Source organism: Leucogemmata humicola (assembly GCF_055379415.1).
In genome coordinates this window covers 3,858,836-3,873,818 of sequence record NZ_AP040875.1, presented here as the reverse complement: position 1 = coordinate 3,873,818, position 14,983 = coordinate 3,858,836, and the positions used below count along the sequence as shown (strand labels likewise).

Sequence of the window (14,983 nt, the reverse complement as noted above, 5' to 3'; positions counted from 1 at the left end):
GTGAGCGCCGTCGGTCTCGTTCGCGCCGCACTGATTGTTGCGGGCTGCATCGCGCCGATCGCGCGCGTTGCTGCGCAGCAGTCGGCGGCCGGACAGCTCGTTCCCGATACGCTTCGGTCCAAGGCGCTGGCGAACAACCGGTATGGCGATTCACCCAATCGCGGTTTGCTCGTGTATCTCCCGGCGAGTTACGCGTCGTCGCCGGAGAAGCGCTATCCGGTCGTGTACCTGTTGCACGGCTTTGGCGGGACCGAGCGAACGTGGGTGACACTAGGTCCAGTGAAGCCGGCCATGGATTCGCTCGTGCGCAACGGGACCGTGCGCGAGATGATCGTCGTGATGCCGAATGGACGGAATCTGTTCGACGGAAGCTTCTATACGAATTCCGCGTCGACGGGGAATTGGGACGATTTCGTTGCGAAGGAACTCGTGGCGTACGTCGACGGGAAGTACCGCACGATCGCGCGTCCGGAGAGTCGCGGGCTGGCGGGCCATTCCATGGGCGGCTACGGCGCGTTCGCGGTTGGGATGCGTCACGCCGGGGATGTGTATGGCGCGGTATACGCGATGAGTGGGTGTTGCACGAACTTCTCGCGTGATCCAGGTCGATCGGAATTGTGGACGTCGCTCGCGAAGGTGAACACCACGACCGAGGTAGCGACGCTGCCGTTTCTGCCAAAGGTCTATCTCGCGATGACGGCGGCGTTCAGCCCAAACGAGAGCGCGGGTCCGATGTTTCTCACGCTGCCGTTTGCGCCGCGCGATGGCCGGCTGCAGGCGGTCGACAGCATCTATGCGAAGTGGCAGGCGCACGCTCCGCTGGCCATGATCCCGACCTACGCCGAGAAGTTGAAGAAGCTGCGTGGGCTGATGTTCGACGTCGGGACCAGCGACCAACTCGTATCGGTCGCTTCACAGGCGGCAATGGACAGCGCGTTCACGCGAGCGGGCGTTCGTCACACGTTCGAGACGTACGACGGCGACCATACGAATCGGGTAGCAGCGCGGCTCGCGACGAGCGTGCTGCCTTTCTTCTCGAGGACGCTAGAATTCAAATGATGGCCCGCGCTGGCAAAGCTGGTGGGCGCGTTCGAAGTGCTAACTGACCTTCACGGGTGATATATGCGGCGTGATCTAGTGTTGGCGACGGTTGCAGTTCTCTCGATTCCGATGCTCGCGTCGGCGCAGGCCGCGGCGGCGAGCAAGTGCGCTCCGGACAACGTCGGCCTCAAGCTCGAACCGGGCTTTTGCGCGTCGATCTTTGCGGACACGCTCCGGGGCGCGCGTCAGCCAGTGGTCGCGCCGAACGGCGATGTGTTTCTCGCATCGCAGGGCCGAGGCGCCGGCGGCGTGCTCGCGCTCCGCGAACTGAATCACAGCGGCCGCGCCGACGTCATCGAAAAGTTTGCGACCGGGTTTACATCGGCGCACGTCGCGCTGTTCGACGGCTATCTCTACACCGAAGCACTTCCGGCTTTGCCGCCTGGCCAGCGTGGCGGCGGAAATACCGGACGCACCACGGCCATTCTTCGCTTTCCGCTCAAGGCGGGCGAGCTCACCCCGAGTGGTCCGGCCGATACCATCGTGACCGGCCTTCCGTCGGGCGTCGGTCACATCACGCGCAACTTCGTGATTACGCGCGATGGTATTCTCTACGTGAACGTCGGTTCGGCGACGAACTCCTGTCAGGTGAAGGATCGCGAGAAAGAATCGCCGGGCGTGAATCCATGCACGGAACTCGATACGCGCGCCGGCATCTGGAAGTTCGACGCGCGCAAGAAAGGGCAGGCGTTCGCGACGGCCGTTCACTTCGCCAAGGGTATTCGTAACGCGGTCGGCATCACGATCAGCCCGATCGACGGCAAGCTCTGGACGACGCAGCACGGTCGCGACAACCTCGGCGGCCCGAGCGGCAACTGGTCGTTCGACGCGAAGTACAACGCCGAGAATCCGGCGGAAGAGTTGCTGCAGGTCAACGAAGGCGACGACTTCGGCTGGCCATACTGCTATTACTCAGTGGAAGAGAAGCACCTCGTTCTCGCGCCCGAGTACGGCGGCGACGGCAAGAAGGTCGCGCAGTGCGCGCAGAAGAAGGAGCCAGTTGCTGTGTTCCCGGGACACTGGGCGCCAAACGCGCTGTTCTTCTACACGGGCTCGGCGTTCCCGGCCAAGTACAAGAACGGTGCATTCATCGCGTTCCACGGTTCGTGGAATCGGTCGCCCGAGCCGGCTGGTGGCTACAACGTTGTCTTTCAGCCGCTGAACGGACTCAAGGCAGCTGGACCATACGAAGTGTTCGCCGACGGTTTCTCCAACGCGACGAACGGTACGACGGGCAATCATCGTCCGACGGGTATCGCGCAGGCGCCGGACGGCGCGCTGTACATCGTCGACGATAGTGGCGGGCGCATCTACAAGATCGTGTATTCCGGGAAGTAGATTTCGAGCGACACCCTGACGGTGCGTAGCGACCAAGGATCGCTGTCCGCGGATGGCGATCCTTCGCTGCGCTAGGAGCACGCAATGACCAAGAATCCTCTCCAGCTTCTCAACGAAGCTGGCCAATCGATCTGGCTCGATTACATCGATCGCACGATGCTGCGTAACGGTGATCTCGCGCGCCGCATTCGCGACGACGCGCTCACCGGGATGACATCGAACCCGACGATCTTCGAGAAGGCTCTCGCCGAGGGCACGGTATACGACGATCAGATCAAGTCGGCGCCGGGTGATCTGACGGCGATGGAGCTGTTCGAGTTGATCGCCACGACCGACGTGCGTAGCGCGTGCGACGCCTTCAAAGGTGTGCACGAGCAGACCAAGGGCGCCGACGGCTTTGTGTCGATCGAGGTGTCACCGGGCGCAGCGAACGATGCAACGGCCACGATCTCGGAAGCGTCGAGACTCTGGGCGACAGTCGATCGTTCGAATGTCATGATCAAGGTTCCCGGCACCGTCGAGGGCGCGACGGCTGTTCGCCAGCTCATCGCGAACGGAATCAACGTCAACATCACGTTGCTCTTTTCGATCGAAGCGTACCATGCCGTGAGCGACGCCTACATGGCGGGCCTCGAAGATCGACTTGCGGCGGGGAAGGAAATCTCGCAGCTGCATTCGGTGGCCAGCTTCTTCGTGAGCCGGGTCGATTCAGAGATCGATAAACGACTCGATGCCGCGATCAAGGCGGCGCCGAACAAGCAGGCGGAGCTCGAAGCACTCAAGGGCAAGGCCGCGATCGCGAACGCGAAGGAAGCGTATCATCTCTTCGAGACCGAAACGTCGAGCGCACGCTGGAAGGCACTCGCGGCGCGCGGTGCCACGGTTCAGCGTCCGCTCTGGGCGAGCACGAGCACGAAGAACCCCGCGTACCGCGATGTCATGTACGTCGAGGAGCTCATTGGCCCCGACACCGTGAACACCATGCCGCCGGCAACCGTCGAAGCATTCCGCGATCACGGAATCGTGAAGCGTACTGTCGACACCGGCCTCGATACCGCGCGGAAAGAGATTCAGTCGCTCGAGCAGAACGGCATCTCGATGCGCGACGTCACTGACAAACTGCTGGTCGACGGACTCGCGAGCTTCCAGAAGTCGTTCGAGACGTTGTTGGCCGGCCTTCAGAAAAAGACCAAAGCACTCGGAAAGGAGCTAGTCGCGAGCTGATTGCGCTGCAATCGTAGCTCGCATTCGAACGACTCTTACACGGACTCTTTTGCGCTACTGTCAAACCAAGATCGTTTGTACGTTGGGGCCTGCCAGTTCAACGCGTGACGCGTTTCGCGGACTCGTCGAAGCAGGCCTGAACGTCGCCCGAATCAACTTTTCGCACGGCACCCACGAGCAACACGCCGCGACGATCGCAATGGTTCGCGACGTCGCCAAGGAAATGGGCCGCCCAATCGCCATTCTTGGCGATCTTCAGGGGCCCCGCATTCGCGTTGGCGATCTGCCGAAGCCGTTGCATCTCGACGACGGCAGCGACGTCATACTCGTGCCAGAGTCGTCGGTGGGAGCGGGTGAAATTCCGGTCACCTACGAGATGCTGGCTGAGGACGTGCACGTCGGCGATCGCATTCTGATCAACGACGGACTCCTCGAACTCGTGGTGCTCGACGTCACCAAACCACGCGTTACGGCGCGTGTGCTCCACGGCGGTCCACTCACGAGCCACAAGGGAATCAACCTTCCCGGCGTGAGCGTGTCGGCACCATCGATCACAGAAAAAGATTGCGAAGACATCGAATTCGCGATCAAGCAGGATCTGGAATACCTCGCGTTGAGCTTCGTGCGACGCGCGGCCGATATCGGCCAGCTCCGCACCATGCTTCCGAAGTCGATGCTCATCGTCGCCAAGATCGAGAAGGACTCGGCCTTGGAGAACATGGAGAGTATCGTGCGTGCGTCCGACGGCGTGATGGTCGCGCGCGGTGATCTCGGCGTGGAGCTTCCGTTTGAAGAGGTTCCCTATGCGCAGAAGCGGCTCATCGCGCTGTGCAATCGTCTCGGACGCCCGGTGATCACGGCGACGCAGATGCTGGAATCGATGATCACGCATCCGCGACCCACGCGCGCCGAAGCGAGCGACGTGGCGAACGCGATTCTCGATGGGACCGACGCCGTGATGCTGTCGGCCGAAACGGCTGCCGGCCAGTACCCGCGACTGGCGGTGGAAGCCATGTCGCGCATCATCACCGAGATCGAGAATAAGCCGCAGCATTGGCGACGCGACGATCGGCGCTCCGGCGACGAAGCCGTCTCGACCGAGTTCGCGATCGCAGCGGCCAGCAGCGCGGCCGTGAGCATGCTCGACGCGCCCGCGTTGATCGTGTTCACGAAGAGCGGCTTCAGTGCGCGCGTCGTCGCAGCGCATCGGCCGAGTGTTCCGCTTCTGGTGCTGACCGATACGAGCAAGACCTTCCGGCAGCTCGCGCTCGTGTGGGGAGTGATCCCAGAACTCGTTCCGCACTGCAGCACGTACGATGAAATGGTGCGGATTGGCCTCGAGGCGGTTCGTCGTCGCGGGCTGGCCCAAACGGGGGATCGCGTCGTCGTTACGGCAGGCGTTCCATTCGACGTCCCGGGTACAACCAACTTGATGAAAGTCGAAACGGTCTAGTCGCGCCACGAGCGCGGCGTGAACACGATGAAACTGACCTTCCTCGGCACAGGCACCAGCTTTGGCGTACCGCAGCTCGGCTGCAGTTGCGCCGTGTGCCGATCAACCGATCCGCGCGATAAGCGCACGCGGGTCGGCGCGGTGGTCGAGTCGGACGGCGGAACGCGAGTGTTGATCGACACGCCGCCCGAACTGCGGCTGCAGCTCATTGCGGCGAAGATCGATCGCGTCGATGCGGTGCTGTTCACGCACGACCACGCGGATCACACGCACGGTATCGATGACTTGCGCGCCATCACGATTCGTCGAACGTCACCGCTGCCGATTTACGGATCCGCGGAGACGGTTGCCGCGCTCGGACAGAAGTTCAAATACATCCTCGACGATAGGATTCGCCCGCTGCCTGGGACGTCGAAGCCCGAGGTCAGTGCGCACGTGGTGAAGGCGGGAACGTCGTTCACCGTTGGCGACATCGACATCATGCCGGTAAGCGTACCGCATGGTACCGCCGAGGTGTTGGGGTATCGACTCGGACCGCTGGCGTACGTGACCGATGCGAAAGCGATTCCGCCCGAGGCGGTGCAGTTGTTGCGTGGCGCGCGCGTGCTCGTGATCAACGCGCTGTTTCGTACGCAGCATCCAACGCATCTCAGTATTCCCGAAGCGCTGGCGGCCGCCGCGGAGATCGGCGCCGAGCGCACGTACCTCACGCATCTCAGTCACGACAATTCTCACGCCGCCCTCGAGGCCGAGCTGCCGCCGGGCGTGTCGCCGGCGTTCGACGGACTCACCGTTCGCATCGACTAACCACGGACGACCATGACGCTGCGCATCGACTACTCGAACATGATGGGCGATATCATCGACGGCGGTGTTTCGCGGTCGGATTGGGCGGCGGCCCCCGAAGCCTTTCGTGGTGCGTACGCCGGACTCGTGCGTCGGCGCGACGCGGGCGAACTCGGATTCCTGTCGCTGCCCACCGATGAAGCGTTGCACCGACAGTCGACTGACTTCGCGGCAAAGGTACGCGGCCAGTTCGATGAAATCGTCGTTCTCGGAATCGGTGGATCGGCGCTCGGGCCAATCGCGCTTCGCACGGCGCTGCTGGCGCCCGCGTGGAATACGCTGACGAAAGAGGAGCGTCGCGGCGTGCCGCGCATGCATGTCCTCGACAACGTCGACCCGCACACAATCGCCGCGCTCCTCGATCGGCTGGCGCTTGATCGCACGCTATTCGTCGTCACGTCGAAGTCCGGCGGCACGGCGGAGACCATGGCGCAGTACCTGGTGGTTCGCGGCCGACTGAGCGAGAAGGTGTCGGACGTGACGAGGCATTTGGTATTTGTCACCGATCCCACGAAGGGCGCGTTGCGAGAGATTGCCAACAGCGACGGCATTCCCGCGCTCGACATTCCGCCGGCCGTTGGCGGGCGATTCAGCGTGCTCACTCCAGTCGGCGTGCTTCCGGCAGCTCTCGTGGGCATGGACACGGCGGGCCTCCTCGCCGGTGCGCGTGAGATTGCCGAGCGATGCAACACCGACGAGTTGGCGAAGAACCCGGCCGGGATCTTCGCCACACTGCAGTTTCTTGCTGATACGAAGCTGGGTCGGCACATCCAGGTGCTGATGCCGTATTCCGATCCGCTTCGCGACATGGCCGACTGGTTCGTTCAGCTCTGGGCCGAAAGCCTCGGCAAGCATCGAACGCCGGGTGACCCGGGCGTCGGACCCACGCCCTTCGGCGCGCTGGGCGCCACGGATCAGCACAGCAAAGTCCAGCTCTTCATGGAGGGTCCGCCGGACAAAACGGTCACCTTCATCTCGGTCGCCGAGGGTGGGCCGACGGTTGTCATCCCAAAGCTGCATCAGAACGTGAGGGAGCTCGGATACCTCGGTGGCCACCACCTCGGCGAGCTTCTTTCGATCGAGCAGCAGGCGACGGCGGGGGCACTCGCGCGGCGCGGTCGGCCCAATATGACGATTCACGTCGATCGTGTGGACGCCAGGACCGTGGGCGCCCTGTTCATGCTGCTCGAGATCGCGACGATCTACGCCGGCGAGATGTACGGCGTGAACCCGCTCGATCAGCCGGGTGTCGAGCTCGGAAAGCAGTTCACCTACGCTATGCTGGGCCGGCCAGACGCAGAGCAAGCCCGACAGGAATGGAACATGCTACCTAAGCCGGACAGCAGGTTCAGCGTGTAGGGCGCCATAAACCCGGCAACGTCCGGGTGAGGCGCTCTGTTTCGTGTCTGGCGTGCGTGCGCAGGCTTAGTTGGGGCCGGGATTCCGACGGTGTATCGTTAACAGCAGACCCAACGACATCCAACTCCATCGTACCGCCTTCTATGGACAAAATCGAATCCCTGAACGCGCTCTTCGGCGCGGACGTAACTGTCCGCGACGGAAAAGTTTCCGTGTCTCGCGACGCAGCGTTGGCCTCACCGGCGATGGACCGTTTGGTCCGCGCGGCGGTGTTTGGCGACGGGGGCGAGAGGGACCACGCCCGCTGGCTCATTTGGGAGCTTGGTCAGGCTGTTGGCGTTCGAGCGGCTTCGATTGAAGATCTGTACATGGCGCGCGGGCGAGGCGAGACGCATGGCTTCACCGTTCCAGCGATCAACGTGCGCGGTGCGTCGTACGACACGGCTCGTTCGATCTTCCGCACGGCGAACAAGCTGGAAGCCGGCGCGTTCATACTCGAGATCGCTCGCTCGGAGATTGCATATACGGATCAGCGTCCGTCGGAATACGTGGCGGTGATGTTGGCTGCCGCGCTGCGCGAGGGATTCCGCGGACCGGTGTTCATTCAGGGCGACCACTTTCAGGTGAGCGTCAAGAAGTACGCGGTCGATCCGGCAACGGAAGTCGATGCGGTCAAGCAGCTCGTGCGTGAAGCAGTCGCGGCTGGGTTCTACAACATCGACATCGATACCTCGACGCTCGTCGACATTCACAAGCCCACGCTCGATGAGCAGCAGAAGCTGAACTACGAAGTCGGGATCGACATTCTTCGCACCGTGCGAGACAGCGAACCCAAGGGCGTCACGATTTCGGTCGGCGGCGAGATTGGCGAAGTCGGAACCGAGAACAGTACAGTTGGCGAACTGCGCGCGTATATGGACGGCTTCAACCGCAACTTGCCCGCGGGAATGGCCGGATTGTCGAAGATCAGCGTGCAGTCGGGTACGTCACACGGCGGTGTCGTTCTTGCCGACGGCTCGATTGCCGACGTCAAGCTGGACCTCGACACCCTGCAAACTCTCTCGAATGTGGCGCGCGACGAATACGGACTCGCCGGTGCGGTGCAGCACGGCGCATCGACGCTGCCCGATAGCGCGTTCCACAATTTCCCAAAGCGTGAGACCGCGGAGATTCACCTCGCGACGAACTTCCAGAACATGCTGTTCGATCACATGCCGGCGGCGTTGCGATCGACGATCTATGAATGGCTCAGCGTGAATGCGAAGGACGAGCGAAAGTCGACAGACTCCGACGAGCAGTTCTTCTATAAGACTCGCAAAAAGGCCCTCGGGCCGTTCAAGAAGCAGCTCTGGGATCTGCCCGATGCGACCAAGGCAGCGCTCGGCGCAGCGTACGACGAGAAGTTCACGTTCTTGTTCAATCAGTTGGCGATCGGCAAGACGGCCAGCATCGTTTCGCGTTTCGTGAAAGCGACGCCGATTCACCGTCTCGATCCGAGTGAGGCCGTGGCGGTCGCGGCCGCGCCAGACGATGCGGAGTTGAGCGATTAAATCAGCCCGAGTTGACGCCGATGCTCTCTGGCTCGACACGCTGCAGGAGATCTGCGGTCGAGCCGCGCACGAGCTGAAGGGTGCGCTGAACGGAGCGTCGGTGAATCTGGAAGTGGTGCGGTCGCGATCGGCGAAGCCTGATGTTGCGGCCTCGGCGGTCGCCACGTTTGCGACAGCGGCGTCGGAGCAGTTGGACGATGTGATCGCGATGTCGGATGCGCTCCTCGGCTTGGCGCGCGCGGGTCGATCGCCGGTAGAGTTGGCGCTGGTACTGCGACGAATGAACGCGTTGCTTGCGCCGGTCGCGCGAGCGAATGGGAAAGTGTTGGAGATCAGTGGCCGGTTCGAGGATCTCGGTGCGACGTCGGCCGAAGCGAACGTGGTCAAGGCGGCAATCGGACGCTGCTTGCTTGCGGCGACCGACGCGTCCAGTCGGGTTCGGTGCGAGCCGGTCGCGAATGACTCGCAGCCGACGATACGGATCGAGAGTTGTGATGGCGTGGCCATTTCCTGCGACGAAGACGTCGTCGCGATGGCCGCTGAGTTGGGGATTCGAGTTCAGGCGGAAGACGCTGGGAGCGCCAGCGGCTCCGCCATTTCCATCAGCTTTCCTCGCTGATCGAGGGAGGCGCGACGAGGCGTATGAAGCAAGCAAATGCGAAAGTTCTGATCGCCGATGACGAACAGGCTATTACCTCTGGCCTGAGCGCCATCTTGTCCGACGAGGGCTATACCGTGGAGATCGCTCCCGATGGGCAAAAGGCCCTAGAGCGATTGTCTGAAGATCGGTTCGGCGTCGTGCTCGCCGACCTCAAAATGCCCAAGCTCGACGGACTGAGCCTCCTGCGCGAATTGCAAGCGAAGGAGATCCCGACCGAGTGCATCATCATTACCGGTCAGGCGACCGTCGACTCGGCTGTGCAGGCGATGCAGCAGGGCGCATACGACTACATCGAAAAGCCACTCAACGCCGAAAAACTGAATCGCCTCAAAGCGCTCATTCCAAAGGCGATCGAGAAGTACGCGGTGCAGCAGAAGAATCGCGAGCTCACGTCCAAGCTCGAAGGGCTCACGCACTATGGCGAGCTCACCGGCCAGTCGGACTCGATGCGCGAGGTGTATCAGGTCATCGATGCCGTTGCGCCGTCGAATGCGAGTGTGTTGATCCTCGGCGAATCCGGTACCGGTAAAGAACTCGTCGCACGCGCGGTGCACTCGAAGAGCGATCGCGCCAAGGGACCGTTCTTCGCGCTCAACTGCGCGGCGCTGCCCAAGGAAATTCTCGAGAACGAACTGTTCGGTCACGAAAAAGGCGCGTTCACCGGCTCGACGAACGAAAAGCCTGGCGCGTTCGAGATGGCGAGCAGTGGTACGATCTTCCTCGACGAAGTTGCCGAGATGTCGCCGGACATCCAGGTGAAGCTTCTTCGTGCGCTCGAATCGCGTATGGTTCGCCGGCTCGGCGGCAAGAAGGAAATCCAGGTCGACATCCGCATCGTTGCGGCAACGAACAAAGATCTGCAAAAGGCACTGGCAGACGGCGAGCTTCGCGAAGATCTCTACTATCGATTGGCGGTCGTTCAGATCGACCTTCCGCCGCTCCGTGAACGGTCGCAGGACGTGCAGCTGCTCGCCACGGAATTCCTGGCCCGGTACGCCGGACAGAATGGCAAGCAGATCAGTGACTTCGATACTGCCGCATGGGATTGGATTCTCTCATATCATTGGCCAGGGAACGTTCGCGAGCTCAAGAATGCAGTCGAGCGTTCAGTGATCATGGCGCGCGGCGACAAAATTGCGCTCAACGACGTGATGCCGCGCCATCTGCGCGGAGCCGCGGAGGTTCAGTCGACCGTAACCATTTCTGTCGGTGCAACGATTTCCGATGCGCGAAAGCAGCTCGTTCTTCGTACCTTTGCCGCTAACGGCGGCGACGCGGAGCGAACCGCGAAGGTGCTCGGCGTCAACCACGAGGAAGTGCGGCGCGATTTGCTGGCACTGATCAATGGTGCCGGCGACGACGAGGCTCCGGCGGCGTTGCTCGTCGATGTCGATGAATCGATTGATCCGGGTGTCGCTGCCCCACGGCAGAACGGACCCGGCGCGGTGAAAAAGCAGCCCACGAAGAAGCGCTAACGCATCGAGGAATCGCCAATGTCACGGTACAGCTTCGACGAAAACGAGCCCTACGTAGTCATCGAGCGCGAATCATCGCCTAGCATCATGCCCTTTCTCATCGGGGCCGCGCTCGGCGCCGGAGTCGCGCTGCTGCTCGCGCCTCGATCGGGTGCTGACACGCGCCGCGGTATCAAGAGCCGCGCGAATCGCGTTCGTCAGGCTGCGGAAGATGCAGTGACTGACGTGACCCACAACGTCACCGACACGTTCAACGATGCACGCCGTCGCGTCGAAGAGCAGATCGACTCGGCGCGCGAAGCGATCGATCTGAAGAAGCGCCAGGTGCATCGCGCCATGGATGCCGGCCGCGCGGCGGCTCGCGAAGCCCGTGGCGAGCTCGAGAATCGCATCGCCGAAACGAAGGCAGCGTACAATGCCGGCGCGGCAGTGGCCCGCGATCGTACGGCAATCAGCGATGGCGTCGTTGGCGACGAGTAGCGTCGAGCCATCTGGGACTCTGCGTTCGCGCGCCGAGCCCCGGCCGCGACTCGTTAGTCTGTGGTGGGCGTTTCGCGACTACGCGAAACGTGTGTGGGACAACAGCGGCGAAGACAACGTATTGTTTCTCGCCGGCGGCATTGCATTCAACCTGATGCTCGCGGCGTTTCCGTTCATCCTCCTGCTCGCCGCGGGCGCCGCATGGTTGCTGCCCTTCGTCGTCCGGGGGCGTGGCGTCGATTCCGATCTGATGCTCTATCAGTTCATCGATCGGCTGCTGCCTGAGCACGGCCACTCGCCGAACTCGCAGATCGACAAGATTCTGCTCGATCTGATCCATCAGCGCGGCACGGTGACGATCTACGGAGCCGTGGGCTTCATCTGGTTCTCGACGCGGCTCTTCGGCTCGCTGCGAACGGTACTCGCCAGCGTATTCGATATCGAGAACGAGCGCGGGATCATCGCCGGCAAGATCTTCGACGTGAAGATCACGGTCGTCGCGACCCTGCTGTTCGTGGCAAATGTGACCGTCAGCTCGTACGTGATGCTGGCAACGCACAGCAGCGCGCGTGTTCTGGTGGCACTGGGGCTGCGACGCGACGTGATGGGTCGCGTCGAATACTCGATTGGTCGATTGCTGGCCTTTCTGTTCATCGGGTTGATGTTCTTCGCGCTGTACAAGTACCTCCCGATTCGGCGTGTTCGCGCGAAGACCGCGTTCATGGCGGCGTCGTTCACCAGCGTCGCGTTCGAGATCGCGCGCATCGTGTTCTCGTACGCGAACACGTTCAGCGCCACGTCGCTCTACAAGGGCGCGCTCACGGCGTTGGTCATCATGGTCGTGTGGTTCTACTATGCCGCCCTGATCTTCATTCTGGGCGGCGAAGTCGGTCAGGTATCCGAGCTTCGGCGCGTGCGCAGGCTTCAGCGCGAGGTCTTCACCGACTAAAGCGCGGAAAAGGCCACAATTTGCGACGTGGGCCGCGGTTATCTGACGCCTCGCTTCGCTTGTGGCCCGCCAGTTGCCCTTGGGCTCGACATAACTCGAGGCCAGGAGAGCCACCCATGCATAAAAAGACCCTGTTGATTGCCATCGCCACGTTGGCGACGCTCGGCGCGTGCAAGCGCACGGAGAATGGAGACGTCGTCATCAAGCGACCGTCGGACGTGGACGTCACGACGACGCAGGACACGCTGCACATGCCGACCGTCACGACCAAGACCGACACGATCAGCACCCCGGTCATCGGGACGAAGAAGGACACGATCGTCGTCGACAAGCCGGTCGTCGGGACCAAGAAGACCGAAGTCAAAGTTCCCGTCGTCCGGAAGCCGTAATAGCGCGGGGAATGTGGCCGCGGCCATATTTCCCCGCATGACGATCGATTTGCGAAGTGATACGGTCACGAAGCCAACGCCCGCCATGCGCGCGGCGATGGCTTCGGCCGAAGTCGGCGACGATGAGCGCGACGGCGACCCAACGATGCGGCGACTCGAAGAGCGAGTCGCCGCGCTGCTAGGGAAGGAGGCCGCGCTGTTCTTTCCAAGCGGAGTGATGGCGAATCAAGCAGCCGTTTGGCTGCACGCTCCGCGCGGCACCGAGGTTTTGGTCGACGTCGACGCGCACCTCGTGCACAGCGAGATCGCCGGCGTGGGCGCGCTGAGTGGCGCGCAGGTGCTGCCCGTCCACCCAACGGGTCTCGTGATGACGGCGGCGGATCTGCGCGCGGCCATGCGTCCCGTGTCGCGGTACTTCCCGGCGGCGAGTCTCGTCTGCGTCGAGAACACGCACAACGGTGCTGGCGGAGTGGTCACGCCGATGAGCGAACTCGCGGCGATTCGCGCGGTCGCGCAAGAGCGAGGACTTCCAGTGCACATGGACGGCGCGCGTATCTGGAATGCGAGCGTCGCGTCTGGCCTTACTCCGGCAGAGATCGCGAGCTGTGCCGAGACGGTGATGGTCGCGTTCTCCAAAGGGCTGGGTGCGCCGGTGGGTGCGGCGCTGGCTGGAACGCATGCCGCGATTGAGACGGCGTGGACTGCTCGCAAGTTGTTCGGCGGTGCCATGCGACAGTCGGGCATTCTCGCGGCTGCCGTTCTCCACGCGCTCGACCACCACGTCGACCGCTTGGCGGATGATCACGCGAACGCCCGTCATCTCGCTCAGGCGCTCAACGGCGCTGGCGGCGCCACGGTCGTTGCACCCGATACGAATATTGTAATGATCGATCTGCCGCCCGGTCGCTCGACGCCTGCGGTCGCGGCGCGCGCCAAGGCGCAGGGCGTGCTCGTGTCTGAGTGGAGTCCCACGCGCGTACGCCTCGTGACGCACCTGGATGTGAGTGCGCCCGACGCGGAGCGCGCCGGCCGTGTCCTTCGCGAAGCGATCGAACAGGCCGACTAGCGAATCCGAATCGGGATCTTGTGTACTTCGGTTGCCGCCGACGCGTCGACTTTCTTGAACTCGTCAACCTCGAAGGCACGACCCACGCGATTTCCGGCGAGGTCTTCGAGAATGGAGAGCACGACGACGTCGTAGGCGCCGGCCTTCCACGCCGCCTGCGGTGTGAAGCGCCACTGCATCTCCTTCGGCCCGAGCGAAATGTCTCCGGCCACGCGCTCGCCGCTCGGTGTGCGGACGCCAAGTGCGCGCTGAAGCAGCCCATGGTCGAGGGGACGCGGGAACCACACGACCAACGGATCGCGCGAGCCGGAGCGCGGGAGATCGAGCTTCCAGTCCGTGAGCGCGATTCCTGTTTGCACCGGCGGCCCCGCCCAGAATTCGCGACGGAAGGGATGTGCGAGCGGCTGGCCCTTCGCGTCATTCCACGCCGAGTCGATGACGAGTGCGTACGGATGTCCCGGACGTAGCGCACGGCCCATCTGCTCGTTGGGCTTGATGCCGCGCTTCACACGACCCGGATCAAGGAAGATCGTGTACCGCGTGTGCTCGGGATTCCAGAAGTCGGCGTCGAGTGGAAGAAAGACGTTCTTGAGTTCGACGCCGGCGTCGTCGAGCAGATGTATGAATGAAACGCCTGGCTGACGCGACATTGGCCCGGAGAATTCGACGTACATCCGGAGAAGATTCTCCGGCAGCGTGTCGGCCGTTGGAACCACGCGTGTGACGAACGTCGCGGTGCCGTTGCGTTCTCGCGGCAACCCGGCCACGGTCGTGATCGCGGTGTCCTGTTGCGGCGCGGGGAGCGCGCGGGGGTCGAAGCGAATCGTGTAGGCGCGCCCGCGATCGAACGGAAAGCTTGGCTGAAACACGACCATGGAGCCGTCGGTGGTGTAGTGCCCAGCGATCGGAACGTCGGAGCCGACTATGCTGACGAGGAGAATCCGCGTCCAGTCGTCGTTCGTGCGCGTGGTGGAGCGGAGAGCCTTGAGGTTCGCGGCGTCTACGCCGGAAACCAGAATGCGCGCCGCGTCGCCGCCTCGCGTCGTGTCGAGCGCCATTGAATAGCTCGCTGCCCGACGCACGACGGGCTCG

Annotated in this window: 14 protein-coding genes; 13 read left to right on the top strand and 1 reads right to left on the bottom strand. The window is 62.8% G+C overall.

Annotated features, from left to right (window positions below):
• The 13 genes from AC6H4Z_RS16480 (at nucleotide 1) to AC6H4Z_RS16420 (ending at nucleotide 13,891) form a co-directional block, all read left to right on the top strand.
• The gene (locus tag AC6H4Z_RS16480; RefSeq protein WP_497543050.1) at nucleotides 1-1,059 is read left to right on the top strand and encodes an alpha/beta hydrolase; all 1,059 of its coding nucleotides are present in this window, start codon (nucleotides 1-3) and stop codon (nucleotides 1,057-1,059) included.
• Between the two features lie 63 nt (nucleotides 1,060-1,122).
• Nucleotides 1,123-2,439: a PQQ-dependent sugar dehydrogenase gene (locus AC6H4Z_RS16475; protein WP_497543049.1), complete on the top strand. Its 1,317-nt coding sequence runs from the start codon at nucleotides 1,123-1,125 to the stop codon at nucleotides 2,437-2,439.
• A gap of 84 nt (nucleotides 2,440-2,523) precedes the next feature.
• Entirely contained in the window at nucleotides 2,524-3,663 is a 1,140-nt protein-coding gene (tal, locus tag AC6H4Z_RS16470; protein ID WP_497543048.1) for a transaldolase, read from the top strand.
• A gap of 49 nt (nucleotides 3,664-3,712) precedes the next feature.
• The gene (gene pyk / locus AC6H4Z_RS16465) at nucleotides 3,713-5,116 is read left to right on the top strand and encodes a pyruvate kinase (RefSeq protein ID WP_497543047.1); all 1,404 of its coding nucleotides are present in this window, start codon (nucleotides 3,713-3,715) and stop codon (nucleotides 5,114-5,116) included.
• A 27-nt stretch (nucleotides 5,117-5,143) separates the two neighbouring features.
• Nucleotides 5,144-5,923: an MBL fold metallo-hydrolase gene (locus AC6H4Z_RS16460; RefSeq protein ID WP_497547058.1), complete on the top strand. Its 780-nt coding sequence runs from the start codon at nucleotides 5,144-5,146 to the stop codon at nucleotides 5,921-5,923.
• 12 nt (nucleotides 5,924-5,935) lie between these two features.
• A complete protein-coding gene (locus AC6H4Z_RS16455) occupies nucleotides 5,936-7,321 on the top strand; it encodes a glucose-6-phosphate isomerase (protein WP_497543046.1) in 1,386 nt (461 codons plus the stop codon).
• 143 nt (nucleotides 7,322-7,464) lie between these two features.
• Nucleotides 7,465-8,871 (top strand): class II fructose-bisphosphate aldolase, encoded by a 1,407-nt coding sequence (locus tag AC6H4Z_RS16450; RefSeq protein ID WP_497543045.1) that lies wholly within the window; start codon nucleotides 7,465-7,467, stop codon nucleotides 8,869-8,871.
• Nucleotides 8,872-8,971: 100 nt separating this feature from the next.
• Entirely contained in the window at nucleotides 8,972-9,490 is a 519-nt protein-coding gene (locus AC6H4Z_RS16445; protein ID WP_497543044.1) for a hypothetical protein, read from the top strand.
• A gap of 23 nt (nucleotides 9,491-9,513) precedes the next feature.
• The gene (locus AC6H4Z_RS16440) at nucleotides 9,514-11,007 is read left to right on the top strand and encodes a sigma-54-dependent transcriptional regulator (protein WP_497543043.1); all 1,494 of its coding nucleotides are present in this window, start codon (nucleotides 9,514-9,516) and stop codon (nucleotides 11,005-11,007) included.
• An 87-nt stretch (nucleotides 11,008-11,094) separates the two neighbouring features.
• Nucleotides 11,095-11,487 carry a YtxH domain-containing protein gene (locus tag AC6H4Z_RS16435; protein WP_497543042.1) on the top strand — a complete coding sequence of 131 codons (393 nt, stop codon included), beginning with the start codon at nucleotides 11,095-11,097 and terminating at the stop codon, nucleotides 11,485-11,487.
• Complete coding sequence (locus AC6H4Z_RS16430) at nucleotides 11,465-12,436, top strand: YihY/virulence factor BrkB family protein (RefSeq protein ID WP_497543041.1); 972 nt, start codon at nucleotides 11,465-11,467, stop codon at nucleotides 12,434-12,436. The genes AC6H4Z_RS16435 and AC6H4Z_RS16430 overlap by 23 nt, the downstream gene beginning before the upstream one ends.
• Before the next feature lie 116 nt (nucleotides 12,437-12,552).
• On the top strand, nucleotides 12,553-12,825 hold the full coding sequence (locus tag AC6H4Z_RS16425) for a hypothetical protein (protein ID WP_497543040.1): 273 nt from the start codon (nucleotides 12,553-12,555) through the stop codon (nucleotides 12,823-12,825).
• Nucleotides 12,826-12,862: 37 nt separating this feature from the next.
• A complete protein-coding gene (locus AC6H4Z_RS16420; protein ID WP_497543039.1) occupies nucleotides 12,863-13,891 on the top strand; it encodes a threonine aldolase family protein in 1,029 nt (342 codons plus the stop codon).
• On the opposite strand, the gene AC6H4Z_RS16415 is transcribed toward AC6H4Z_RS16420, so the two are convergent.
• Nucleotides 13,888-14,949: an Ig-like domain-containing domain gene (locus AC6H4Z_RS16415; protein WP_497543038.1), complete on the bottom strand. Its 1,062-nt coding sequence runs from the start codon at nucleotides 14,947-14,949 to the stop codon at nucleotides 13,888-13,890. The two genes, AC6H4Z_RS16420 and AC6H4Z_RS16415, sit on opposite strands and share 4 nt — an antisense overlap.
• Nucleotides 14,950-14,983 lie beyond the last annotated feature (34 nt).

Coding starts and splice junctions, on each gene's coding strand:
- AC6H4Z_RS16475 (WP_497543049.1), top strand. CDS start 1,123: ATGCGGCGTGATCTAGTGTTGGCGACGGTTGCAGTTCTCTCGATTCCG.
- AC6H4Z_RS16435 (WP_497543042.1), top strand. CDS start 11,095: ATGCCCTTTCTCATCGGGGCCGCGCTCGGCGCCGGAGTCGCGCTGCTG.
- AC6H4Z_RS16440 (WP_497543043.1), top strand. CDS start 9,514: ATGAAGCAAGCAAATGCGAAAGTTCTGATCGCCGATGACGAACAGGCT.
- AC6H4Z_RS16455 (WP_497543046.1), top strand. CDS start 5,936: ATGACGCTGCGCATCGACTACTCGAACATGATGGGCGATATCATCGAC.
- AC6H4Z_RS16415 (WP_497543038.1), bottom strand. CDS start 14,949: ATGGCGCTCGACACGACGCGAGGCGGCGACGCGGCGCGCATTCTGGTT.
- AC6H4Z_RS16420 (WP_497543039.1), top strand. CDS start 12,863: ATGACGATCGATTTGCGAAGTGATACGGTCACGAAGCCAACGCCCGCC.
- AC6H4Z_RS16460 (WP_497547058.1), top strand. CDS start 5,144: ATGAAACTGACCTTCCTCGGCACAGGCACCAGCTTTGGCGTACCGCAG.
- AC6H4Z_RS16450 (WP_497543045.1), top strand. CDS start 7,465: ATGGACAAAATCGAATCCCTGAACGCGCTCTTCGGCGCGGACGTAACT.
- AC6H4Z_RS16430 (WP_497543041.1), top strand. CDS start 11,465: ATGGCGTCGTTGGCGACGAGTAGCGTCGAGCCATCTGGGACTCTGCGT.
- tal (WP_497543048.1), top strand. CDS start 2,524: ATGACCAAGAATCCTCTCCAGCTTCTCAACGAAGCTGGCCAATCGATC.
- AC6H4Z_RS16425 (WP_497543040.1), top strand. CDS start 12,553: ATGCATAAAAAGACCCTGTTGATTGCCATCGCCACGTTGGCGACGCTC.